This is a genomic window from Acidovorax radicis N35 (genome assembly GCF_000204195.1).
Classification (GTDB): Bacteria; Pseudomonadota; Gammaproteobacteria; order Burkholderiales; family Burkholderiaceae_C; genus Acidovorax; species Acidovorax radicis.
Map to the genome: position 1 here is coordinate 393,262 of NZ_AFBG01000020.1, position 22,235 is coordinate 415,496.

20 protein-coding genes are annotated in these 22,235 nt (G+C 65.1%); 1 reads left to right on the forward strand and 19 read right to left on the reverse strand.

What is annotated here, in order from left to right; translation table 11 throughout:
- Positions 1-29 precede the first annotated feature (29 nt).
- The 12 genes from ARADN35_RS0115590 to ARADN35_RS0115645 all read right to left on the reverse strand — a co-directional run bounded on the left by ARADN35_RS0115590 (position 30) and on the right by ARADN35_RS0115645 (position 12,490).
- Positions 30-692, reverse strand: coding sequence for a mechanosensitive ion channel family protein (locus ARADN35_RS0115590; protein WP_029414066.1), 663 nt, complete (start codon positions 690-692; stop codon positions 30-32).
- A gap of 62 nt (positions 693-754) precedes the next feature.
- On the reverse strand, positions 755-1,789 hold the full coding sequence (locus tag ARADN35_RS0115595; protein ID WP_010463761.1) for a diguanylate cyclase domain-containing protein: 1,035 nt from the start codon (positions 1,787-1,789) through the stop codon (positions 755-757).
- Between the two features lie 67 nt (positions 1,790-1,856).
- Positions 1,857-3,401: a lysine--tRNA ligase gene (gene lysS, locus ARADN35_RS0115600; RefSeq protein WP_010463763.1), complete on the reverse strand. Its 1,545-nt coding sequence runs from the start codon at positions 3,399-3,401 to the stop codon at positions 1,857-1,859.
- 87 nt (positions 3,402-3,488) lie between these two features.
- The gene (locus ARADN35_RS0115605) at positions 3,489-4,100 is read right to left on the reverse strand and encodes a sugar transferase (protein ID WP_010463765.1); all 612 of its coding nucleotides are present in this window, start codon (positions 4,098-4,100) and stop codon (positions 3,489-3,491) included.
- Position 4,101: 1 nt separating this feature from the next.
- Positions 4,102-5,277: a DegT/DnrJ/EryC1/StrS family aminotransferase gene (locus ARADN35_RS0115610; protein ID WP_010463767.1), complete on the reverse strand. Its 1,176-nt coding sequence runs from the start codon at positions 5,275-5,277 to the stop codon at positions 4,102-4,104.
- A 37-nt stretch (positions 5,278-5,314) separates the two neighbouring features.
- Positions 5,315-6,013 (reverse strand): class I SAM-dependent methyltransferase, encoded by a 699-nt coding sequence (locus ARADN35_RS0115615; RefSeq protein WP_010463770.1) that lies wholly within the window; start codon positions 6,011-6,013, stop codon positions 5,315-5,317.
- Positions 6,010-7,041 carry a glycosyltransferase family 2 protein gene (locus ARADN35_RS0115620; RefSeq protein ID WP_010463772.1) on the reverse strand — a complete coding sequence of 344 codons (1,032 nt, stop codon included), beginning with the start codon at positions 7,039-7,041 and terminating at the stop codon, positions 6,010-6,012. The genes ARADN35_RS0115615 and ARADN35_RS0115620 overlap by 4 nt, the downstream gene beginning before the upstream one ends.
- Before the next feature lie 5 nt (positions 7,042-7,046).
- Positions 7,047-8,129 carry a glycosyltransferase gene (locus ARADN35_RS0115625; protein ID WP_244265915.1) on the reverse strand — a complete coding sequence of 361 codons (1,083 nt, stop codon included), beginning with the start codon at positions 8,127-8,129 and terminating at the stop codon, positions 7,047-7,049.
- On the reverse strand, positions 8,104-8,682 hold the full coding sequence (locus ARADN35_RS0115630) for an acyltransferase (RefSeq protein ID WP_010463776.1): 579 nt from the start codon (positions 8,680-8,682) through the stop codon (positions 8,104-8,106). Before ARADN35_RS0115630 ends, ARADN35_RS0115625 begins: the two co-directional genes overlap by 26 nt.
- The gene (locus tag ARADN35_RS0115635; RefSeq protein WP_029414067.1) at positions 8,666-9,898 is read right to left on the reverse strand and encodes a lipopolysaccharide biosynthesis protein; all 1,233 of its coding nucleotides are present in this window, start codon (positions 9,896-9,898) and stop codon (positions 8,666-8,668) included. The genes ARADN35_RS0115630 and ARADN35_RS0115635 overlap by 17 nt, the downstream gene beginning before the upstream one ends.
- Positions 9,895-11,808, reverse strand: a complete 1,914-nt coding sequence (locus ARADN35_RS0115640; protein ID WP_010463781.1) for a polysaccharide biosynthesis protein — start codon at positions 11,806-11,808, stop codon at positions 9,895-9,897. Before ARADN35_RS0115640 ends, ARADN35_RS0115635 begins: the two co-directional genes overlap by 4 nt.
- Positions 11,809-11,848: 40 nt before the next feature.
- Positions 11,849-12,490, reverse strand: a complete 642-nt coding sequence (locus ARADN35_RS0115645; RefSeq protein WP_010463783.1) for an LON peptidase substrate-binding domain-containing protein — start codon at positions 12,488-12,490, stop codon at positions 11,849-11,851.
- A gap of 79 nt (positions 12,491-12,569) precedes the next feature.
- Between ARADN35_RS0115645 and ARADN35_RS0115650 the strand changes: the two genes are divergently transcribed.
- Positions 12,570-13,118, forward strand: a complete 549-nt coding sequence (locus tag ARADN35_RS0115650) for a YggT family protein (RefSeq protein ID WP_010463785.1) — start codon at positions 12,570-12,572, stop codon at positions 13,116-13,118.
- A 291-nt stretch (positions 13,119-13,409) separates the two neighbouring features.
- Here ARADN35_RS0115650 and accD read toward each other — a convergent pair whose 3' ends face one another.
- The 7 genes from accD to asd form a co-directional block, all read right to left on the reverse strand.
- Positions 13,410-14,282, reverse strand: coding sequence for an acetyl-CoA carboxylase, carboxyltransferase subunit beta (accD, locus tag ARADN35_RS0115655; protein WP_010463787.1), 873 nt, complete (start codon positions 14,280-14,282; stop codon positions 13,410-13,412).
- 109 nt (positions 14,283-14,391) lie between these two features.
- A complete protein-coding gene (gene trpA, locus ARADN35_RS0115660; protein WP_010463789.1) occupies positions 14,392-15,201 on the reverse strand; it encodes a tryptophan synthase subunit alpha in 810 nt (269 codons plus the stop codon).
- Positions 15,198-16,481 (reverse strand): tryptophan synthase subunit beta, encoded by a 1,284-nt coding sequence (trpB, locus tag ARADN35_RS0115665; RefSeq protein WP_010463791.1) that lies wholly within the window; start codon positions 16,479-16,481, stop codon positions 15,198-15,200. Before trpB ends, trpA begins: the two co-directional genes overlap by 4 nt.
- A complete protein-coding gene (locus ARADN35_RS0115670; protein ID WP_010463792.1) occupies positions 16,459-17,298 on the reverse strand; it encodes a phosphoribosylanthranilate isomerase in 840 nt (279 codons plus the stop codon). Before ARADN35_RS0115670 ends, trpB begins: the two co-directional genes overlap by 23 nt.
- Positions 17,295-18,116, reverse strand: coding sequence for a tRNA pseudouridine(38-40) synthase TruA (gene truA, locus ARADN35_RS0115675; protein ID WP_010463796.1), 822 nt, complete (start codon positions 18,114-18,116; stop codon positions 17,295-17,297). Before truA ends, ARADN35_RS0115670 begins: the two co-directional genes overlap by 4 nt.
- Positions 18,117-18,142: 26 nt before the next feature.
- Positions 18,143-20,797, reverse strand: coding sequence for a motility hub landmark protein FimV (locus ARADN35_RS0115680; RefSeq protein ID WP_029414069.1), 2,655 nt, complete (start codon positions 20,795-20,797; stop codon positions 18,143-18,145).
- A 289-nt stretch (positions 20,798-21,086) separates the two neighbouring features.
- Entirely contained in the window at positions 21,087-22,217 is a 1,131-nt protein-coding gene (asd, locus tag ARADN35_RS0115685) for an aspartate-semialdehyde dehydrogenase (protein ID WP_010463799.1), read from the reverse strand.
- Between the last annotated feature and the right edge of the window lie 18 nt (positions 22,218-22,235).

The window sequence follows — 22,235 nt, forward strand, 5'->3', positions numbered from 1 at the left end:
ACCCAGTGCGGCTCTCCCGACTTTTCTCACTATGGCGTGTTGAAGGGTCCTGGCGTGACCGGCGGCGGGGCTGCCGGTGCACTCTCTGTGGCATCCGCAACGCTGGCATGGGCGGGGGGCGCAGGGGGTGGTGGCACCCCCTGAAATCTGCGCACCACGCGCTGAAACACCAGCGCATTCGGAATCTGCAGCCAGGCCACCTGGCCCGTCGCTGCGCCATGGTCCTCCAGCGTGGTGTAGAGCAGGTTGATGTCCACCACGCGTCCCTTGGCACCGGGTTTTTCGGCGGTGTCCAGCACTTCGATGTAGTCACCAATCCGGAAAGGCCGCACGGTGAAGATCAGCAGCGCACAAAACAGGTTGGAGAGCACGCTCCAGGCCGCGAAGAAGGCCACGGCCCCCACGGTGGCAAACCCGGTGAACGCGGTCCAGAGCACGGTGGCCGAAACCCCCATGCGCTCCAGCACCAGCAGCAGGGCGCTCGCCACGATGAACCAGCGGATCAGTCCGTTCATGGGCACGACCAGCTCGTCGGGCACCTGGTAGTGTGCGCTGGCACGGCGCACGATGCGGCGCAGCACCCGTTGCAGCAGCCAGGCGACAAACAGGATCAGCAGGATCTGCGTGCCGGGGATGATGACTTCGAGCCAGTCCTGTACCCAGTCGGGAAGCCGGGTTTTCAGAACCTGCATGCGCGAAACGGCGGTGCGGGCGTTGCGCTCGGTGGCGTCAAACGAGAAGGCGGAAAAGAAACTCAATTGCGCAATTGCTCCACGGTATCCATCTGCATTTCAAAACTGAAGAAGCGGTTGCGGCCCTGCGCCTTGGCGGCATACAGGGCCTGGTCGGCCCGCATGATCATGCTTTCCGCGTTGGTGCTGTCGTCGGGCACGCAGGTGGTAATGCCGCCTGACAGCGTCAGCGTGTCGCCCAGTGGCGAATCCGCATGCGGAATGGCGCGCACCTTCAGCAGCTGCCCCAGGGCGCGCGCGAAGGTCATGGCGCCCGAGCGTGGCGTGTTGGGCAGGATGAGGGCGAATTCCTCGCCGCCGTAGCGCGAGGCGATGTCACGCGGGCGCACACACACCTCGCGCAGCAGGCGGCCTACTTCCTTCAGGCAGGCATCGCCTTGCACATGCCCGCTGGCGTCGTTGAAGAGCTTGAAGTGGTCGAGATCGCACAGCATCAGCGTGAGCGGCGTCGCTTCGCGGCGCGCGGCCAGGATCTCGTTGTGCAGGATGCGGTCAAACCCCCGGCGGTTGACCAGGCCCGTGAGCGCATCGATTTCCACCATTTCGTTGAGTCGCTGGTTGGCCAGATGCAACTCGGCCGACACGGAGACGAGCCTGCGGCGCATGTCCAGCAGCCGGCGCATGGCGCGCAGCTTGGCCATCAGCACAATGGGCTTGACGGGTTTGACGAGGTAGTCGTCGCCCCCTACCTCAATGCCACGCCACACGTCGAGTTCGTTGTCCAGGCCCGACAGAAAAATGATGGGCGTCCAGTCCCCGGCTTCGCTGGCGCGCATCTGCTGGGCCACCCAGTAGCCGTCCTGGCCGGGCAGCCGGATGTCCAGCAGCACCAGATCTGGACGGTGGGTTTTGAACAGTTGCAGGGCGGCGTTGCCCTCGGGTGCCTCAAAGATGTCCGACACGCCCGCCCGCCGCAGCTCGGCCACCAGCGCAGCGCGGACGGAACCCTGGTCTTCCACCACCAGCACCGAAAAAGCATTGCCCGAGGGCAAGGGCTGGCTGGCCGGGTAGGGGGCATTGCTGGAGCTGAAGGGCACGGGGTGTCTCCTTGGGGCCGTCAAAGGGCGGGTCCGGGGTACCCCGAGTGCATCCGGGGCGTGCGACTCAGGACTCGCGGCGCAGCGCCGGGAACAGGATCACGTCGCGAATGCTGGGGCTGTCGGTCAGCAGCATCATGAGGCGGTCAATGCCGATGCCGCAACCCCCCGTGGGTGGCATGCCGTATTCCAGTGCGCGCACAAAATCATGGTCGTAGAACATGGCTTCGTCGTCGCCGCTGTCCTTGGCGGCCACCTGGGCGTGAAAGCGCGCGGCCTGGTCTTCGGCGTCGTTCAGTTCGCTGAAGCCATTGCCGAACTCGCGGCCGGTGATGTACAGCTCAAAACGCTCCGTCACCTCGGGGCGGGTGTCGTTGGCGCGGGCCAGGGGCGAGATCTCGGTGGGGTGCTCCATGATGAAGGTGGGCATCCAGAGCTTGTCTTCCACCGTTTCTTCAAAGTACAGCACCTGCAGGCTGGCCAGCGACCGCGTGGACAGCTTGTTCTTTTCTTCGTTCAGGCCCAGCTTCTTCAGGGCGCTGATGAGCCAGGCGGCGTCGTCCACATGGGCGCCGGCCTCGGTGTACTGGAATATGGCTTCGCGGATGGTCAGGCGGGCAAACGGCTGAGTCAGGTCCACCGCACGGCCCTGGTAGGTCATCTGCAGCGAGCCTGTGGCCTTCAGTGCGACTTCACGGATCAAGGTCTCGGTGAAGTCCATCAGGTCCAGGTAGTTCCAGTACGCCGCGTAGAACTCCATCATGGTGAACTCGGGGTTGTGGCGCACCGAGATACCTTCGTTGCGGTAGCTGCGGTTGATCTCGAACACCCGCTCGAAACCGCCCACGATCAGGCGCTTCAGGTACAGCTCGGGGGCAATGCGCAGGTACATCTCCTGCTCCAGCGCGTTGTGGTGCGTGACAAACGGCTTGGCGTTGGCGCCACCCGGAATCGGGTGCAGCATGGGCGTCTCGACTTCGAGGAAGCCGTGGCTCACCATGAACTCGCGCAGGCTGCTCACTGCCTTGCTGCGCGCCATGAAGCGCTTGCGGGCCTGCTCGTCGGTGATCAGGTCCACATAGCGCTGGCGGTATTTCTGCTCCTGGTCGGCCATGCCGTGGAATTTGTCGGGCAGGGGGCGCAGGCTCTTGGTCAAGAGGCGCAGGCTGGTCACCTTGACCGACAGTTCGCCGGTCTTGGTCTTCATCAGCGTACCTTCGGCGCCCACGATGTCGCCCAGGTCCCAGTGCTTGAAGGCGGCGTACAGGTCTTCGCCCACGGCATCGCGGGTCACATAAAGCTGAATGCGCCCGCCCACTTCGCCCAGCGACCCGTCCTGCACCGTGGCAAAACTGGCCTTGCCCATGACGCGCTTGAGCATCATGCGGCCGGCCACCGAGACATTTACCGGCGAGGCCTCCAGGGACTCGTTCGTGGCAGCGCTGTGCTCCAGGTGCAACTGGGCAGCCTTGTGGCCTGGCTTGAAGTTGTTGGGGAAGGCAACGCCACCGCCGTTGGCCTGGGCCTCGCGCAGAGCGCGGAGCTTTTCGCGGCGCTCGGCGATGAGCTGGTTTTCGTCCTGGGGAGCGGGGGCGTGGTTTTGGTCTGACATAGGTGCCGTCGGTGCGGGGGCGTGAAATTTGGGGGCTGGGTTCAGCCAAACCCCTCATTTTATCGGCTATGTGTTGCTGACAGGTTCTTAGCCCTTGGACGGGCGGTCGCTCCACAGCGCGGATGCTGTCCCTGCGAGGATCTTCAGATCGCTCGAAAGCGTGTGCGAGCGGGCGTACTCGGCGGCGTAGCGGAGCTTGATGGGCAGGATCTGTTCCACATAAGTGCGCTCTGGATCGCTGCTGTGGCCCAACAAGGTGCTTTCGTCGCGGAATTCGATGGAGGCGCGGTCCGTGATGCCGGGTCGGACGCTGAGCACCAGTTCCCGCACGGATTCCGGGTAGAGCGCGACATAGTGCGGCACCTCAGGCCGGGGGCCGACAAGGCTCATATGGCCAAGAAGCACGTTGAAAAGCTGCGGCAGCTCATCGGCCTTGGTGCGCCGCAGCCAGTGGCCCGCCCGGGTAATGCGGGCATCGGCTCCTACGGTAATCGCCGGGCCCGAGGCTTCGGCGCGCGGGTGCATGGTGCGGAACTTGTAGATGCGGAACAACCTGCCTGCGCGGCCCACACGCTGTTGGCGAAAGAGTGCTGGGCCCGGAGAATCCCACACCACCCACAGTGCCACGGCCAGCAGCACGGGCGCGAGCAGCAGCAGCCCGAGGGCGGCAAAACACAGGTCGAACAGCCGCTTGGGCATGTCAGCCCAGCACCTCGTGCAGCGCAGCAATCACGCGCTCCTGGTCGCTGTCACTCATGGCGGTGAACAAGGGGATGCTGATCATGGCTTGGTAGGCTGCGTCGGCCTGAGGGAACATGGCCGGTGTCAATTGGTACCGGTCGCGCCAGTACGGGTGCCGGTGCAGCGGCACATAGTGCACGCTGGTGCCAATGCCCCGGTCCGACAGCGCCTGGATGACCTCGTCACGCACCAGCGGCGCGTCCGCCCGCAGCCGGATCACATAGAGGTGCCACGCATGGGTGTCGCCTGGTGGCGCAGTGGCTGGCAAGGTCAGGGGGAGGGGCGCCAGCTGTTCGCGGTAGCGGGTTGCCAGGTCTTGGCGCCGCTGTACGAACTGCGGCAGCCGTGCCAGTTGCTCCACCCCCATGGCGGCGGCAACGTCCGTCATGTTGTATTTGAAACCGGGTGCCACCACCTCGTAGTACCAGGCCGGCGTTTTGGAGGTGAAGCGGTCAAATGCATCGCGGCTCATGCCGTGCAGCCGCATGGTGCGCATGCGCTGCGCAAGCGCCGGGTCGTGCGTGACGGCCATGCCGCCTTCTCCGGTGGTGATGGTCTTGTTGGCGTAGAAGCTGAACACCGTGACATCGGACTGCAGTTGCCCCACCAGGGTGCTGCGCCAGGTGGTGGGCAAGGCATGGGCTGCGTCTTCCACCACCTTGAGCTGGTGTTCCTTGGCGATGGCCAGGATGGCGTCCATGTCGCAGGCCAGGCCCCCGTAGTGCACGGGCATGATGGCTTTTGTGCGGGGCGTGATGGCCGCGCGCACCTTGGCCGGGTCGATATTGAGGGTCACCGGGTCCACATCCACCAGCACCGGGTCGGCGCCCAGGTAGCGCACCACTTCCACGGTGGCGGTGAAGGTCAGTGTGGGCGCGATCACTTCGTCGCCGGGACCAATGCCGAGTGCTTCCAGCGCAAGGTGCAGGCCCGCCGTGGCAGAGTTGACGGCGATGCTCTGCAGACCACCGCCGCCCAGGAAGGCGGTGAATGCCTGCTCGAACTCCTTGGTCTTGGGCCCGGTCGTGACCCACCCCGAGCGCATAGCCGCGCTGACGGCATCGATTTCTGCCGGCCCAATGTCGGGGCGGGCGAACGGGAGAAAGGGCAGGTCGGTGGCGGAGTTCATGGGCATTGTGGTGCGTGCTAAAAGGGCCAGAGCGAGGCCGCGCTCAGTGCGGCTTCACAGCCCAGGTAATGCGGTGGGTGCGCAAAAACCAGAGCAGTGCGGACGCTGGCGCAATCGCTGGCGCGGGCAGGCGCCGCGCCAGCGGAGGTGCCAAAGTAACGCGGCGGGAGTGTATCTGTGCCTCTGGAAACAGGATGCTCAGTTCGCGCAGTGGAATGCCCTGCACATCGCTGTTGGCAGGATTGTTGACGACAAAATCGTAGACCAGTACGCCGCCGCCGGGCGCAACCCATTGCCAGATCACGTGGGCCAGATGGCGGCGGTAGTCTTCGTCGAGCAAGGAGCTGAAGAGCGTGAACGCCAGCACGGCATCCTGGCTGGCCGGTTGCACCGGGGCCAAGGCGGCATCACCTTCGACAATAGGCACACCTGCTGGCAGCGAGGCGCGCGCTGCGGCGGCACGTTCGGGAAGAAGCTCCAGGCCCGTCAGGCAAGCGGGCGTGGCGCCTAGCCGCACCAGGTCGTGCAGATTGCCCGCGCTTCCACAACCAACTTCCAGCATCGGACGGTAGGCCAGGCTGCTCCAGCCGTGGGCCTGCCAGATGCGTGCCAGGGCACGCAGGCGCTCTTGCTGCGCCTGCAGCGCCGCCGCATTGGCATACAGGCTGTAGCGCGCTTCGTCGACCGCAGCATCGCGCCTCGCGTAGCGGGCCTTGACGGCCTGGGGTTCGTTGTCGGTCATCGCGTGATGCGTGCAAAGTCGGACGAAGGTGCGCGCGAGCGTGCAATGTCCCACAGCCCGCGCCAGGTGCCCAGGCCGTAGCCCACGTGAAACGCTGCAATCGTCGCCGGGAGGCGGGGCAGCAGCCCCCGGTTGTGGGCCGATCGGGCTGCCGCCACCGATGCCGCCAGAAGATACCCCGTATAGGCGATGCCCAGTGCGGCCAGCGGCCAGGCAGACCAGGGCAAGACGGCGGCGCTGGCCACTGCGGCAGCCACAAAAGCTGCAGGTACCAGCTGCCGCACGGAGCTTGGTTGCCCGTGTTTGCGCATCACAAAAGGCCGCCAGTAACCGTATTGCCGCTGTTGCGCGAACAGGTGCCGGAGCGAATTGCGCGGGTGGTAGGTGGAATGGATGCGCCGGCTCTGCCAGATGCGAGCACCCCCCAGGCGCATGCGCAGGTTGTGCTCGTCGTCCTGATTGCGCACCAAGGCTTCGTCAAACAGCCCGAACCGGTCAAACACGCTGCGGGGCCAGCATCCCAGGTAGACGGTATCCACCTCGCCTTCGTATTGCATATCGCGCGACCGCGCGCCGCCCACCACCCAGCGGCACTGGAAGGCGGCGGCGATGGCGGCCCCGGTGGGGCCGGTTCCTTGGGCGACCCAGGGGCCACCCACGTTGTCGGCGCGGGTGCGTTCGAGCGCCTGGATGCACTGCGCAAGGTAGTCGGGGGCAAACTGGCTGTGCACGTCCATGCGGGCAATGGTGCCGCCCCGCGCGCGGGCAATGCAGGCGTTGAGCCCGGTGGAGACAATGCGGCCGGGGTTGTCCACCAGGACGAGCCGGTGGTCTGCAGCACAGCGCTGCAGAAGGTGCTCGCGGGTGCCGTCATCGCTTTCACCGTCTGCAATCAGCACTTCCATGCGCCAGCCTGCGGGCAGTTCTTGGCGCAGGGCGGAGTCGCAGAAAGCGTCGATGTGCTGGCGCTCGTTGCGGCACGGCACGATCACGCTGATCAGGTTGTCCAATTCAAGGCCTTGGGGCATGGGTTTCAAGGTGTGCGGAGCAGTTGCTGGTATAGCGCGTGCATGCGGTTCATTTGTACCGCGCGGTCTCCGTCCCGGGCGATGCGGGCGGCATTTTGCAGCCCAGTTTGTTCCGCCAGGGCGTCGTTGCCGATGAGAGCTTCCAGCCGGGCGGCGAGCACTGCGGCATCTCCGGCTGCAACCAGCCACTGCGGGTCGATCCAGTGCCGGTTGGCCTGCAGGTCACTCGCCACCACCGCGAGGCTACACGCCATGCTCTCCAGCATGGCGACCGATGTTGCATCGCTGCTGGGTACCGACACAGATATCTTGCTTTCGCCCAGTACCCGGGCCATGCCGGCGTCATCGAGTCGGCCGTGGAACTGCACCTTGTTTTCCAGCTGCGCCTTGTGCACCTGACTGCGCAGGGCGCTTTCCATGCTGCCTCCTCCGAGCAGGTGCAAGCGCAGGTCGGCCGAAGGCAACCGCGCCTGTAGAAGGGCGAACGCGTCGATGATGGTGTCGATGTTGTAGTTGGGTTCCCAGGCGCGCAGGCTCACCAGTTGGCTGCCTCGCTTGAGCTTCCAGGGAGCGGGTCGAAAGCGCTGCAGTTCCACACCCCAGTGAATTTCCTCGGCAGGGCATTGCGGGCGGAAATCCGCCACGGCGCTCATGAGGCTGGCAGAGTCGCCAGTGATGAGGTCGGCCCGGCGCAGTATCCAGCCAGTCAGCCAGCGCATCCACGCGCTTTTGCCGGGGGTGACCAGCAGGTCGCTGCCCCATGCAGTCATCACCCGCGGATATTTGCCGCCCCGTGCGGCCAGATAGCCATAGGAAGTGATGTAGTGGGCGTGGAGGAGGTCCGGGGCCAGTTCGGCCACGTGGCGCCTGGTTTCCCGGACACGGAACAGCCAGTCGAGCGAGCGGTGCACAGGCCGGATGGCCCGCACGGTGACGCCATCGATGGACGCGGGGCGGGCTGAGATCAGCGAAACGCGGTAGCCGCGCTGGAGCATCTCCCGCGCCCATCGCTGGACATGGGGGCTGGTGGCATCGCCCAGCAGGCACAGGTGTGTGGCCATGTCAGCTTGCCCGTGTCCAGGATTCATAGTGGGGGCGCAGTTCTGGATGCTGCAACAGCAGGCGCTCGTCCTGTTCGCGCACGTCGCCAATCTGGCGCGCCGGGGCCCCGGCCACGATGGCGAAGTCGGGCACCTCACCGCGCACCTGCGCATAGGCGCACACCACCACTCCCTTGCCGATGCGTGTACCCGCTTCGATCAGGCTGTGGGGGCCGATGAACGTGTAGGCACCGATCTCCACGGGTGCGCTGATGTAGCCAGGCTTGGGGCCTTCGTGGACTGCGTAGTCGTTGCCCAGGAGGCGAATGGCGCGGTGGGAGCTGTGCGTCACGATGCTGACAAAGTTGGTGATCTGAACCCCTTGCCCAATCTGCAGGCCCGCCGTGGCGTCGATGAAGTTGAATTGCCCAATAAAGACGTGGTCGGAAAGCCGCAGCCCCTCGGCGCCTTCGATGCAGGTGCTGGGGGCAATGCGGGTGTGGGGCAGGTTGCGGCCCAGGTGGTCGCTTTCCCCGAACACCATGCGGTAGAACAGCGCTTGCCAGAGGCGGCGGCGCCAGCGGTTAAGCACGGCTCTCATGGGGAATATCCTTCCAGTTTGCCAGCGCCCAGAAATAGTAGGCAAAGTAGGCCAGCATGCTCGCTGACACGCCCCATCCGGCGCCGGTCAGCCCGCCCAGATGGAGGCCCAGCAGCAGGCCCGCAAAAAACAGGCATTGTCCAATCAATGCCAGGCGCAGCGCCCAGGCCTGTGCACCCCAGGCCATGGTGACCACCGCAAGGGGCGATGCCATGAAATGCACGGCGATGTACGGCGCGATGGCTCGGGCCAGCTCCCCAGTTCCTGCCCACTGGGCTCCAAAGGCCAGGGTAAAGATGTCCGGGCCCCATGTGAGCAGGACTATCACCAGCGGGCACGCCAGGGCAGCGAGCCCCAGCATGGCCCGGCGCACCAGCTTACGCGCCTCGTCAGGGCCACCGGCCTGGAGGAGACGAGGGTACAGGGTTTGCGACAGGGCACCGCCGACGAGGGTTGCTGGTGCCTTGAGGTAGCGCAGCGCCAGCGCCCAGAATCCCGCTGCGGCATCCCCTGTCCATGCCGCCACCAGCACCAGGGTCAGGGTGTCCTGCAGCGCCCCTATGAAAGCGTGGGGTGTGTTGAGCAACGGAAAGTCCCGGTGCTGGTGGGCCATGGACCGGAGTGTGGCCAACGGCTCGCGCCACAAACCCATCCAGCCTCCCACCGGTGCAGGCCTGGCCAGCATCCATGCCGCACCCAGGCTGGCCACCGTGGCTCCCAGCACCAGGCCCAGCGGGCCGGCCTTCATGAATCCGAACAGCAGTTGCAGGATGGCGCCGCCGCCTTGCTGCAGCAGCCTGGCCGCCGACAGCAGTCCAAAGCGCTGCGACCGCGTTGCCCACAGCGTGAGCCATTGCACAGCGCCGCCTGCGAACACCGCCAATGGCAGCGCCCAGGCCATCGGCATGCCTTGCCACAGCAGGAGCACGGCCCCGGCTGCGGCGGATGCAGCGGTCACAGCGAGCAAAATGCGTGCGCACAACGCCATGAGCTGGGCGGCGCGCAGCTCCGTGTTTTCCAGGGGCAGTGCGAATTCATAACGGGCGCAGCCCACCACCGCCAGGTTGGTGGCCAGCGCCCACAGCAGTGCAAACTGTCCGAAGGCTTCAGGGCTGTAGAGGCGTGTGAGCGCCGGGCCCAGCACCAGCGGGATGGCGTGGGCTGCAACGCTTCCCGTGAGCAGGGTCAGCGTTGCCCGCAAAAGTCCCGACTTCATGGCAGCACGGGTTGCGTTTCGGGGTGGTAGCCAGGCACCAGCTGCCGCAACAGGGCGGTCATGGCGGTGGGGTCGCCCGCATGGGCCGCCTGCTGCAACGCCTGGAGCAAGGCCTGCAGTTCATCCCACGGGCGATATTCTTCACGTGCTCGCAGGATGCGGGGGTGGTCTGTGGGGAAGGGGTTGTCCCCAATCAGCAGTTCTTCGAAAAGCTTTTCACCCGGCCGCAGCCCTGTGAAAACGATTTCGATGTCTCCTTCAGGGTGCCGATCGTCGCGCACGGTCAATCCCGACAGGGCCACCATGCGCTCTGCAAGGTCCAGAATCTGCAGTGGCTCGCCCATGTCCAGCAGGAACACGTCGCCGCCCTCGGCCATCGCCCCTGCCTGCAGTACCAGCTGGGCGGCTTCGGCAATGGTCATGAAATAGCGCGTGACATCCGGGTGCGTCACCGTAATGGGGCCACCGGCTGCAATCTGCTTGCGAAACAGCGGTATCACGCTGCCGCTGGAGCCCAGTACATTGCCAAAGCGCACCATGGACAGGCGGGTGGGGCAGGTCCAGGCGGGCGGGCTTTCGGCAAGGGGGGCGAAAGGAGGGCGCTGCGACGCTGCAATGGCTTGCAACACCATTTCCGCCACACGCTTGGTGGCGCCCATGATGTTGGTCGGGCGCACGGCCTTGTCGGTGGAAATCAGCACGAAATGGCTGGCGCCGCACTCCAGCGCCACCTGCACCATGTGCAGGGTGCCAAAGACGTTGTTCAAAATGCCTTCGCCCGCATTGGCCTCCACCATGGGCACGTGCTTGTAGGCCGCCGCATGGTAGATGGAGGTGGGCCGGTATTGCCGGCAGATGTCTGCCATGCGCTCCCTGTGGGTGACGCTGGCGAGCAGTGGCACCAGCGCACATGCGTGCTCGTCTTGGTCTGCCAGCGCCGCCAACTCATGGTGGATGGAGTACAGCGCATATTCGCTGTGGTCCACGAGCAGCAATTGGCGCGGCCCTTCGCGCACGATCTGACGGCACAGCTCGCTGCCAATGCTGCCGCCCGCTCCGGTAACCAGGACCACGGTGCCCGCCAGATTGCGCCCCAGCAGTCCGGGGTCCGGGGCCACCGGCTCCCGGCCCAGCAGGTCTTCGATTTCGAGGTCCTGGAAGTCCGTGACCGTGACCCGCCCGCTGGCCAGGTCGGACAGGCCGGGCAGCGTGCGTATCCGCACGGGCAATTCACGCAGGCTTTCGATGATCTGCCGCCGGCGCTCGCGCGTGGTGCTGGGCAGCGCCAGCAGCACATCCGTGATGTCCAGGCGGCGCACGACCTCGGGCAGCGCCTGGGGGGAGTGCACGCGCACGCCATTGATGCTGCGCCCGATCTTGCTGGCGTCGTCGTCCACAAAACCCTGGAGCAAGTACTGGTGCATGCTGCCCAGCCCCGCCGCCGTCTGGGCGCCCGCGCTGCCGGCGCCGTAGATCAGCAGGCGGTAAGACGCATGGCTGCTGCGCCCTGCCAGCGCCAGCCACCCCAGTGCGCGGCTGGCCCCCACCAGCAGCATGAACAGCAGGGGCTGCAGAATGCCGACGCTGCGGGGTACGCCCTCCCATTGGGCCGCCAGCAGGCAGCCCAGTAGAAGGGTTCCATAGATGGCCACGGCCTTGCCGGTGGTGATGAGTGCGGTGATCCCCGTATAGCGGAAGATGGCGCGGTACAGCCCCAGCTTGGCAAAAATGGGAAAGGCGAGGGCGGGGGCCAATGCATACGCGAGCCACTGCATGCCTGAGGGCCAGTGGGGTGTTTCCAGCCTCAGTGTGAAGGCGAGCCACATGGCGATCAGGCCCAGGCAGATGTCCATGGCCACCACCACGAGGCGTTTGGCTGCGCGTGACCAGCCCAGGATGCGGTTCAGCATGGGCTGGGGGGGAAGGGTGGGGCAGCAGTGATTCGGCGGCTCATTGCGTGGGCGCAATCCCGGTCCGCTCAAGGACATCGCCCACCAGTTCCAGCCGCACCAGCGGGTTGTCCAGCTCCATCAGGCGCTGCTTGAGTTCCAGGGGCACCGGCAAAAGCTCGCACCAGCGGTTGGCCACCCATCCGCAGTCGTCCAGCTGGGCTGCCGTGGGGACAATCGCGGTCGGAGTGTCGGGGTCTCGCTGCTTCAGGGTGTGCAGCACCTGGGCGAGCGCTGTCGACGCCTTTCTCAGGTCTTCGGGGATCGGCACCGTCAGATCCTGGTCGATGTGCCCCACATCGGCAATCCACAGGCCATGGGGCAGGTGGCTGCGCTGGGTGATGCGAAAGCGCTGGCTGCCACGGCACAGCAGGGTGATCAGGCCAGGCTGCGGGGTGTCGATCTGCTCGATGACGGCCAGGGTGCCCACATCATTGAACTGCTCTTCGGGGGCGCCTGCCTGGCGCACTTCGCGGCCCTGCGTGAGGGCGACCACGCCAAAGGGTGCACCCGCCTGGTGGCACTTGCGCACCATGTCCAGGTAGCGCACTTCGAACACGCGCAGGGCCAGCAGGCCGCCCGGGAACAGCACGGACCCCAGAGGGAAAAGGGGCAAGGATGACAGGGTGAGGGGTTGTGTCATGAATGGGGGAATACCTTGGCTCGCTATCATCCCATGGCGCAGCCTGCTTTCGCAGCGGCCCCTTATTTTTGTCTCATCCATGCTCTACCAGATCGCCTCTTTCCTGCTTGACGTTGTTGGTGGCCTGCTCACGGGGGCGTGCCTGCTGCGCCTGTATATGCAATGGCAGCGGGTACCATTTTCCAACCCTGTCGGCGGTCTGGTTTTTGCACTGACGGACTGGCTCATCATGCCGCTGCGCCGTGTGATCCCGCCGGTGGGGCGTTGGGATGTGTCGAGCCTGGTGGCGGCCGTGCTGCTGCAGCTGGCGCAATACTTTTTGCTGACCCTGTTGTTGGGCGCTGCTTCGGCATGGGCCTGGCTGCCGTGGCTGGCATTGTTTGGGCTGGCGCGTGTGGCAGTGTCGGGGCTGATTGGCTTGTTGATTGTCTATGCCGTGATGTCGTGGGTGCAGGCGCGGTCCCCGCTCTCGGATGTGATAGCCCGGCTGTGCGAGCCCATCCTGCGGCCGTTTCGCCGCGTCATCCCGCTGGTGGGCGGCATCGACCTGTCGCCGCTGGCGGCATTGGTCTTGCTGCAGGTGGCGATGATTGTGCTGGGCCATTTGCAGGCCAGCGTCATGAGGTAGCCCCGCTGGAGGTGCCCCCCCCTGAGTCGCCTTCGGCGCCATCCCCCCAGGGGGACGACGGCTTCGCTGCGGGGCGGCCCTTGCTTGCCGTCTCTGGCGGGGGCAGCGCCAGTCTCCTTGGCTGCGTGCGTTGCACAACAAATGGTTTCTGACACTGAAAATGTCAGCCAAATTGACGTCTGGCGCTTATCTATCAAGCGCTAATAGCTATCAATAGTGTAGCTATTTGGAGGTGCTGAAGCGGCGCATCACCTCTGCAAGAGGTTTTGCGCATGCCACCACCTGGTTGCGTTACATCACTGCGTCAGCTGGCAAACGCTGCAGCATGGCCAGGCTGCTGGCCACGGTGTTGCGTAGCTCGCGGCGGTCGCAGATGAAGTCCACGGCGCCCTTGGTCTGCAGGAACTCGGCGCGCTGGAAGCCTTCTGGCAGCGTCACGCGCACGGTGGATTCGATCACGCGCGGGCCGGCAAAGCCGATCAGGGCCTTGGGCTCGGCAATCACGATGTCGCCCACGAAGGCAAAGCCGGCGCTCACGCCGCCCATGGTCGGGTCGGTCAGCACGCTGATGTACGGCAGGCCCTTCTTGGCCAGGCGGGTCAGCGCTGCATTGGTCTTGGCCATCTGCATCAACGACAGCAGGCCTTCCTGCATGCGCGCACCGCCGGTGGCGGTAAAGCAGATGAAGGGCACTTTCTGCTCGATGGCGGTTTCCACGCCGCGCACAAAACGCTCGCCGACCACCGATCCCATGGAGCCGCCCATGAAGTCGAATTCAAAACAGGCGGCAACCACGTTGATGCTCTTGACCGCGCCACCGATGACGATGAGGGCATCGGTCTCGCCCGTGTTTTCCAGGGCTTCTTTCAGGCGTTCGGGGTACTTGCGGCTGTCCTTGAACTTGAGGGCATCCACGGGCAGCACTTCCTGGCCGATTTCGTAGCGGCCTTCAGCGTCCAGAAAGGCATTCAGCCGTGCGCGCGCGCCAATCCGGTGGTGGTGGCTGCAGTGGGGGCACACATTCTGGTTGTGTTCCAGATCGGCCTTGTAGAGCACCGTTTCGCAGCTCGGGCACTTGATCCACAGGCCTTCGGGCACCTGGCGGCGCTCGGTAGGGTCGGTTTGCTGGATCTTGGAGGGCAGGAGTTTTTCGAGCCAGGACATGGTGTTTTCCTCTTCAGTGGCAAGACCTGCAAGCGGAGCCGGTAGACGTCCTGGGCGCAGGCCTGGAGTGAAATGAGGGCGCGCACCACAAGGTGCGCGCCGGGCAGCATTATGCGTCGAGTGCCTTGCGCACCCCGCGAAGGAAGTCCACCGTCAGGGGGACCACCTTGGCGTGCTCCTGGTCTTCAATCAGCTGGATGATGCGGCTGCCGATGACCACGGCATCGGCCACCTTGCCAATCGCCTGGGCGGTGGCGGCGTCACGGATGCCAAAGCCCACGCCCACGGGGATCTGCACATGCTGGCGGATGCGGGGCAGCATCTGCTCCACGGCAGCCGTATCCAACGCGCCCGAGCCGGTCACGCCCTTGAGCGACACGTAGTACACATAGCCGCTGGCCACGCGGGCCACCTGGGCCATGCGCTCGTCCGTGCTGGTGGGGGCCAGCAGGAAGATCAGGTCCATGCCGTGCTCCCGCAAACTGGCGGCGAAGGCTTCGCACTCCTCGGGGGGGTAGTCCACGATGAGCACGCCGTCCACGCCCGCGGCTGCGGCGTCGCGCACAAAGGCGCCTGCGCCGTGCTTCTGGTCGTAGCGTTCCACGGGGTTGGCATAGCCCATCAGCACCACCGGCGTGGTGCTGTTGCGCTTGCGGAATTCGCGCACCTGGTCCAGCACCTGCACCATGCCAATGCCCAGGCTGAGGGCCTTTTCGCCCGCTTTCTGGATGACGGGGCCGTCGGCCATGGGGTCGGAAAAGGGCACGCCCAACTCGATCACGTCGGCACCGGCCTCCACCATGCCGTGCATGAGGGCGGGGGTGATGTCGGCAAACGGGAAACCAGCGGTCACATAGGGAATCAGCGCCTTGCGGCCCTGGGCCTTGAGGGCGGAGAAAGTTGCTTCGATGCGGCTCATTTGACCACCTTGACGGGTTGCTCAGCGCCCTTGACGGACTGCCCCTGGCAACTGGGGCGACAGTAAAAGTCGGCACCACTGAGGTCGGCCACGGTGCCAATGTCCTTGTCACCCCGGCCCGACAGGTTGACCAGGATCGACTGGTCTGCGCGCATGGTTTTGGCCAGCTTCATGGCGTAGGCCACTGCGTGGCTGGATTCGAGTGCGGGGATGATGCCTTCGGTGCGGCACAGGTAGTGGAAGGCCTCCAGCGCCTCCTTGTCGGTGATGCCGACGTACTCGGCACGCCCGATTTCCTGCAACCAGGCGTGCTCCGGGCCCACGCCGGGGTAGTCCAGCCCCGCGCTGATGCTGTGGGTTTCGGTGATCTGGCCGTTGTCATCCTGCAGGATAAAGGTACGGTTGCCATGCAAGACGCCCGCGCTGCCCTTTTGCAGTGACGCCGAGTGTTTGCCCGACTCCAGCCCCTCGCCCGCCGCCTCCACGCCAATGAGGCGCGTCTTTTCAAACGGAATGTAGGGGTGGAAGATGCCCATGGCGTTGCTGCCGCCGCCTACGCAGGCGATCACGGCATCGGGCTGGCCGCCGATCACCTTTTGTTCAGCCAGCATCGCGGGCATCTGCTCGATGCATTCCTTGCCGATCACGCTCTGGAAGTCGCGCACCATCATCGGGTAGGGGTGCGGGCCTGCCACCGTGCCGATGATGTAGAAGGTGTTGTCCACATTGGCCACCCAGTCGCGCATGGCTTCGTTGAGCGCGTCTTTCAGCGTCTTGCTGCCAGATTCCACGGGTACCACCGTGGCACCCAGCAGCTTCATGCGGTACACGTTGGGGCTTTGGCGCTTCACGTCTTCAGCACCCATGTACACCACGCATTCGAGCCCATAGCGTGCGCAAATGGTGGCCGTTGCCACGCCGTGCTGGCCAGCGCCGGTTTCGGCGATCACGCGGGGCTTGCCCATGCGCTTGGCGAGCATGGCCTGGCCGATCACGTTGTTGATCTTGTGGGCGCCGGTGTGGTTCAGGTCCTCGCGCTTGAGGTAGACCTGCGCGCCACCCATTTCACGGCTGGTGCGGGCTGCGTGGTAGACCGGAGAGGGTCGGCCCACGAAGTGCTTGAGTTCGTAGTGGAACTCGGCCAGAAATGCGGGTTCGTGCTGGTAGCGGGCGTAGGCCTCACGCAGTTCCTGGATGGCGTGGGTCAGGGTTTCGCTGACGAAACTGCCGCCGTAAGGGCCGAAGTGGCCCGAGGGATCAGGTTGCTGATAGGAATTCATGGGGGTTCTTTGCAAGTTGTGCATCGGCCGCACGCACGGCGGCAACGAAGCGTTGGATCTTCATGGCGTCCTTGATGCCCTTGATGGGCTTTCCATCGGGCCCATCGGCCTCGACGCCGGAACTGACATCAACCGCCAGCGTGTGGCAACGCGGACGGACTTGCAAAATGCCATCGGTCACGTTTGCAGGCGTGAGTCCACCAGACAAAACGAGGTGAGAGCTGACGCTTGGTGGAAGGAGTGACCAATTGAATGCCTTGCCGCTGCCGCCAAAACCCTCGACATGGGCGTCGAGCAGGATGGCTTGGGCGTGAGAGTAATCGTGGGCGTATTTTACGAGGTCGAAGCTGGCTGCACCGTCGCCCAGGGGAATTCGTGCCGCTCGCAGGTAGGGCCGCGCGCCCTGGTGGGTGGCGTCCAGGCAATCCTGTGGGGATTCATCACCGTGAAATTGGATGGTAGCGCCCGCTATCAAAGCGCTGGCAGCTATCACATTGGGAGCGGATTCGTTCACGAACAGCAAAACCGGGGTGACAAAAGCCGGCAGGCGCCTGGCCAGTTGTGCAGCGCGTTCGGGTGTCACTGCGCGGGGGCTGGGGGCGTAGAGCACAAATCCGACCGCATCCGCACCTGCCGCCACGGCGGCATCCACGTCCTGCTCGCGGGTCAGGCCGCAGATTTTGATGCGGGTGCGCGAAGCGGGGAGCGAGGGGGCGTTCAACCCGCCGCCGGGCCGCCCCAAGGCGGGTTGGGCCCCCTCGGGGGGCAGCGAACCACGCGAAGCGGGGAGCGTGGGGGTGTACTTATCAGCATTCATGGCAACCAATCATACGCAGCCGTGCGTTCGGGCAGTCCCCAGCTGGCGTCATAGATTGGCCCTTGAAAGTACAGCCCATCCGGTGAAAACGTCGGCGCCGCGGCGTCGCGTGACTTGGCGGCGAGCACTTCGGTGATCCACCCAGGGGGCTGGTTGCCTTGGCCAATGGCAATCAGGCAGCCCATGATGTTGCGGATCATGTGGTGCAGGAAGGCGTTGGCCTCGAATTCGAAACGCCAGTAGCAGGGGCTCCAGCCCAGCTCCGGGTGGGGCGCGTTCAGGCCACGGCGGACAATATCGATGCGCTGCAGGGTCTTGATGGGGGATTTCGCCTGGCACGCCGACGCGCGGAATGAAGTGAAGTCATGTTCCCCCAGCAACTGGTCTGCAGCTTGCCGCATCGCATCGTGGTCCAGCGTGTGGTAAACCCAGCCCACACGGCCTGCATCCACACTGGGACGCACGGGCGATTGCAGCAGCACGTATGCGTAGCGCCGCGCTACGGCGCTGGCACGGGCGTGAAAATCATGCGGCACGGGCTGCGCCCATTGCACGGCGATATCGGCAGGAAGAAAGGTGTTGGTACCACGGACCCACGACGAGGGCGGGCGTTGGAGTGGCGTGTCGAAGTGCACCACCTGCATCAGTCCGTGCACCCCTGCGTCCGTGCGACCCGCGCACAAGGTGCTGACAGGGTGCGTGGCAAAGCGGCCCAGGGCCGCTTCGAGTTTGTCTTGAACCGTATTGCCAGACAGCTGGCTTTGCCAGCCGCTGTAGGTCTGTCCGTTGTAGCTGACACCCAGCGCCACCCGCGTCATGGGGTGGCCTGGGGGAAGGGGCTGCATTAGCCCAGTTCAGCCAGCATGCGCTGGGCCCGGGTCTTGAGTGCCCCGCTGGACTCTGCCACCACCTCTTCAATCAGTGTGCGTGCGCCGTCGGTATCGCCAATGGCGTTGAACTCTTCAGCCAGTGCCAGCTTGGTGGCCAGTGGATCATCCTGCGCTGCCGCCGAGCCATCGTCAACAAACTCTGGTGCTGGAGCAGGTGCCTTGGCGGCAGGGGCAGCCATGGGCTTGGATGGTGCGTTCAGATCGAGTGACAGTTCGCCCAGGTCAAATTCCATAGGGCCGGAATCCTTGGCATCACCTGCCAGGGGTATGGGGCCAGAGGGTGCCATGCTCAGATCGTCTGCGCTCGGGAAGTCCAGGTTGGCCACGGGCGGAGGGGCCATGACCGGGCCGGGCGCAGTATCTTGACCGCCCCAGGCAGGGGCCGTTGCAGATGGCAGCTCTGGCAAATCCAACTCGGGCCGCAGTGTTTGCGGTTCGTCTGCATCGGTGGCGCGGCGGACTCCACCTGCAGCCGCAGCAGCGGCGGCCGCAGCGGCAAATCCGCCTGGAGGCGCAGGTGCCACTGAGGGAGCGTCGGTCAGTGCGTCGTCGGGCAGATCCAGGTCGAGGTCCAGATCAAGATCCGGGGGGAGTGCCGCCGAGGCTGCGGCGTTGCCTGCACCTGTGAAGGTGCTTGGGAAACCCCCTGGGGGCAGCGATGGGGATTCATCCTCGGCCATGCCGGGGCGGCCACCAGGCTGGTACAGCCGGTTATCAGGGTCCAGATCGCGGCCCAGTTCAGCAATGCGGTTCCAGTCCGGCCCTTCGCCCTGTGTCAGCTTGAATACATCTCCCGCCACGGCTTCCAGCGCCTTGCGGTCCTGGCGCTTGGCATAAATTTCGCCAAGCTTTACATGGACGGATACACGGGCTGGGTTGTGGCGGATGGCTTCCTTCAGGATTTCCTCGGCCTGCAGGTCGCGGCCGTAGGCCAGGTACACATCGGCTTCGGCCACCGGGTCCACATCGCCGCCCGCATCCAGCTGGCTGGGCGAGTAGGCCATGGACGAGCCGGTTGTCATTTCGCTGTTGGCGGTATCGACACGCTGTCCACCGCTGGCACCGAAGAACGAGTCGGGCTGGATGCGGCTTTCCAGGAACGAGCTGTCTACACCGCCGCTCTGGCGGCGACGCTGAACGACGCGGTACGCGCCGTACCCAAGCAACAGGGCCAGCAGGCCGCCACCAGCAAGGGGAAGTATCGGGTCGTCCATGAGGCCGGACAGGAAGCTCGGCTCTTCCACGGGGGCTGGAGCCGGTGCAGGCACTCGCACAGGGGCTGCGGGAGCCGACGCCACAGGAGCCGGTGCAGAGGCGGGCTCGGAAGCTGCTTCTGCGGGAACGGCGGCATCTGCTACCGGAGCGCTGGCTGCGGTCACCGGGGCGGATGCCGGGGTTTCCGGCATGGCGGGTGCCGTGGGCGTGGCGGGGACAGCAGGGGCCTGCACGGCCACACCAGCAGGGGCGCTGGCGCTACCGGCCGCCGCAGGCGCGGCACTGCCAGCGGTCGCAGATGCCGCGCCCAGCTTGTTCAGGTCCGTGATGTTCTTGGACAGTTCCGCCATCCGCGTGGCCGCTTCGCCGGCTTGCTTGTCCTTGGCGAGTTGATCCTCGGCCGCTTTCTGGCCTTTGACAGAGCCTTTGGACAGCGTGAGCTTGTCGGGCGCGGTCGTCGCAGGCTTCTTGTCCTCTACTCGGGTCTGCACCGTGCCCGACGCGGAGCGCTCGGCGGCAGCCACGGCGGTGGTGGGGGCTGCGCCTGCCAGCTTGCGGCGGAACTCGTTGAAGTCCCGGGCCTGGGCGGCAAGAATCTGGCGAGCTTCTGGAGCTGGTGTCGCCTGCGCGGTGGCTTCGTCGGGCATCTGTAGCACTGCGCCAGCCTTGAGGCGGTTGACATTGCCCTGAATGAAGGCATCGGGGTTCGCTCGCATCATGGCGACCAGCATCTGATCGAGAGAGACGCTGGCTGGGCGATAGGTGTTCGCAAGGCGGCCTGCCGTGTCACCAGCCTGCACCTTCACGCCGTCAGTGGGCGTGGCGCGGGGGGCTGCTGCCGGGCGTGGCGCTGGCTGGGTAGCAGGGGCTGCCGCAGTGGGAGATTCGCTGGCGCGCGGGGCGGCCGGGGCGCGCACTGCAGGCGTCTGCTGTGCCGCAGGTGCTGAGATCTGGGGGGACGCCGTCACACTCGGCGCAGCGCGGCGCAGTGCTGGCGGGTCAAACAGCATCGTGTAGCTGCGCACGATACGGCCCGAGCCCCAGTTGGCATCCAGCACCAGGTCCAGGAAGGGATCGTTCACCGGACGATCACTCGTCAGGCGCAGCACGGCGCTGCCATCGGGGCGCCGCTGTAGCTGGATCCGCAGGTTGTTGATCGTTGGCGTGTATTCCATTCCCTGGGCACGGAAAACTTCCGGGGTGGCCGTGGTGGCGCGCAGGGTGTCGGCTTCGGCCGGAGTGATCTGGGGCAAGTCGATTTCGGCGCGCAGAGGCTCGCCCAGGGCAGACTGCACGGTGATGCGACCCAGCGCCAGAGCGGAGGCATCGCCAGCGTAAAAGCCGACCGACGCTACGGCCGCAGCCGCCAGGACAGAAAATTTCCAACGATGCATGTTTGCCATCAACTGATTAGGTTTTTGTGCGGCTCGGTCGAGCGGTGCTTTTTTTCTCATGGTCTGGTCCCGCCCCGGCGCGTGAAAATATGTAAAAAGCACCATAGCATCAATGTTTTGCACTGACAAGCTGAGGTGGCTCCGAAGCTTTGTGTGGGGTCGAGTCGCACCAATTTGGGGCATTCAAATGTTGCCAATTGCCAACGTGGCGTAACGGAGTGTGTCATGGTGCTGGGCGCAAAAAAGCGCGCACAACGGGGGCTGTGCGCGCTTTTTGGAGGATGCCGGCTTAAGCGTCGAGCAAGATGCGCAGCATGCGGCGCAGGGGCTCGGCAGCCCCCCAGAGCAACTGGTCGCCGATCGTGAATGCGCCTACATACTCCGGGCCCATCGCCAGCTTGCGGATGCGGCCCACGGGGATGGTCATTGTGCCGGTCACCGCCACGGGGGTCAGATCCTTGATGGTGGCTTCCCGCGTGTTGGGCACAACCTGCACCCATTCGTTGTCAGCGGCGATCATGGCTTCCAGGTCGGCCAGGGGTACATCCTTCTTCAACTTGAAGGTCAGCGCCTGGCTGTGGCAGCGCATGGCGCCCACACGGACGCAGAAGCCGTCCACCGGCACGGCCGGGGCACTGAAGCCCTCACCCTGTCCGAGGATCTTGTTGGTCTCGGCCATGCCCTTCCATTCTTCCTTGGACATGCCGTTGCCCAGGTCCTTGTCGATCCAGGGGATCAGGCTGCCGCCCAGCGGCACGCCGAAGTTGGTGGTTTCAGCGCTGGTCAGGGCACGCTGCTTGGCGATGACCTTGCGGTCGATTTCGAGGATGGCGCTCTTGGGGTCATCGAGCAGGGACTTCACTTCGGCGTTCAGCGTGCCGTACTGCGTGAGCAGTTCGCGCATGTGCTGCGCGCCGCCACCCGAGGCTGCCTGGTAGGTCTGGGTGCTCATCCATTCCACGAGACCTGCCTTGTACAGAGCGCCCACGCCCATCAGCATGCAGCTCACGGTGCAATTGCCACCGATCCAGTTCTTGCCGCCGTTGGCCAGGGCATTCTTGATGACCGGCATGTTGACGGGATCAAGAATGATCACGGCGTCCTTGTCCATGCGCAGGGTGGATGCGGCGTCGATCCAGTGGCCATTCCAGCCCGCTGCGCGCAGCTTGGGGAACACTTCGGAGGTGTAGTCGCCGCCCTGGGCGGTGATGATGATGTCGCAGCGCTTGAGGGCCTCGATGTTGAACGCGTCCTGCAGCGCAGTCTCGTTCTTCGCTTGGGCAGGGGCCTTGCCGCCTGCATTCGAGGTGGAGAAGAACACGGGTTCGATCAGATCGAAGTCCTTCTCTTGTTCCATGCGGTCCATCAGGACCGAGCCAACCATGCCGCGCCAGCCGACCAACCCTACCAACTTGCTCATTTCAACGCCCTTTCTAAG

Bases quoted from the DNA above. Each gene is read 5' to 3' on its own strand.
- ARADN35_RS0115590 (WP_029414066.1), bottom strand. From the start codon at position 692: ATGCAGGTTCTGAAAACCCGGCTTCCCGACTGGGTACAGGACTGGCTC.
- lysS (WP_010463763.1), bottom strand. From the start codon at position 3,401: ATGTCAGACCAAAACCACGCCCCCGCTCCCCAGGACGAAAACCAGCTC.
- ARADN35_RS0115605 (WP_010463765.1), bottom strand. From the start codon at position 4,100: ATGCCCAAGCGGCTGTTCGACCTGTGTTTTGCCGCCCTCGGGCTGCTG.
- ARADN35_RS0115610 (WP_010463767.1), bottom strand. From the start codon at position 5,277: ATGCCCATGAACTCCGCCACCGACCTGCCCTTTCTCCCGTTCGCCCGC.
- ARADN35_RS0115615 (WP_010463770.1), bottom strand. From the start codon at position 6,013: ATGACCGACAACGAACCCCAGGCCGTCAAGGCCCGCTACGCGAGGCGC.
- ARADN35_RS0115620 (WP_010463772.1), bottom strand. From the start codon at position 7,041: ATGCCCCAAGGCCTTGAATTGGACAACCTGATCAGCGTGATCGTGCCG.
- ARADN35_RS0115625 (WP_244265915.1), bottom strand. From the start codon at position 8,129: ATGAATCCTGGACACGGGCAAGCTGACATGGCCACACACCTGTGCCTG.
- ARADN35_RS0115630 (WP_010463776.1), bottom strand. From the start codon at position 8,682: ATGAGAGCCGTGCTTAACCGCTGGCGCCGCCGCCTCTGGCAAGCGCTG.
- ARADN35_RS0115635 (WP_029414067.1), bottom strand. From the start codon at position 9,898: ATGAAGTCGGGACTTTTGCGGGCAACGCTGACCCTGCTCACGGGAAGC.
- ARADN35_RS0115640 (WP_010463781.1), bottom strand. From the start codon at position 11,808: ATGCTGAACCGCATCCTGGGCTGGTCACGCGCAGCCAAACGCCTCGTG.
- ARADN35_RS0115645 (WP_010463783.1), bottom strand. From the start codon at position 12,490: ATGACACAACCCCTCACCCTGTCATCCTTGCCCCTTTTCCCTCTGGGG.
- ARADN35_RS0115650 (WP_010463785.1), top strand. From the start codon at position 12,570: ATGCTCTACCAGATCGCCTCTTTCCTGCTTGACGTTGTTGGTGGCCTG.
- accD (WP_010463787.1), bottom strand. From the start codon at position 14,282: ATGTCCTGGCTCGAAAAACTCCTGCCCTCCAAGATCCAGCAAACCGAC.
- trpA (WP_010463789.1), bottom strand. From the start codon at position 15,201: ATGAGCCGCATCGAAGCAACTTTCTCCGCCCTCAAGGCCCAGGGCCGC.
- trpB (WP_010463791.1), bottom strand. From the start codon at position 16,481: ATGAATTCCTATCAGCAACCTGATCCCTCGGGCCACTTCGGCCCTTAC.
- ARADN35_RS0115670 (WP_010463792.1), bottom strand. From the start codon at position 17,298: ATGAATGCTGATAAGTACACCCCCACGCTCCCCGCTTCGCGTGGTTCG.
- truA (WP_010463796.1), bottom strand. From the start codon at position 18,116: ATGACGCGGGTGGCGCTGGGTGTCAGCTACAACGGACAGACCTACAGC.
- ARADN35_RS0115680 (WP_029414069.1), bottom strand. From the start codon at position 20,797: ATGCATCGTTGGAAATTTTCTGTCCTGGCGGCTGCGGCCGTAGCGTCG.
- asd (WP_010463799.1), bottom strand. From the start codon at position 22,217: ATGAGCAAGTTGGTAGGGTTGGTCGGCTGGCGCGGCATGGTTGGCTCG.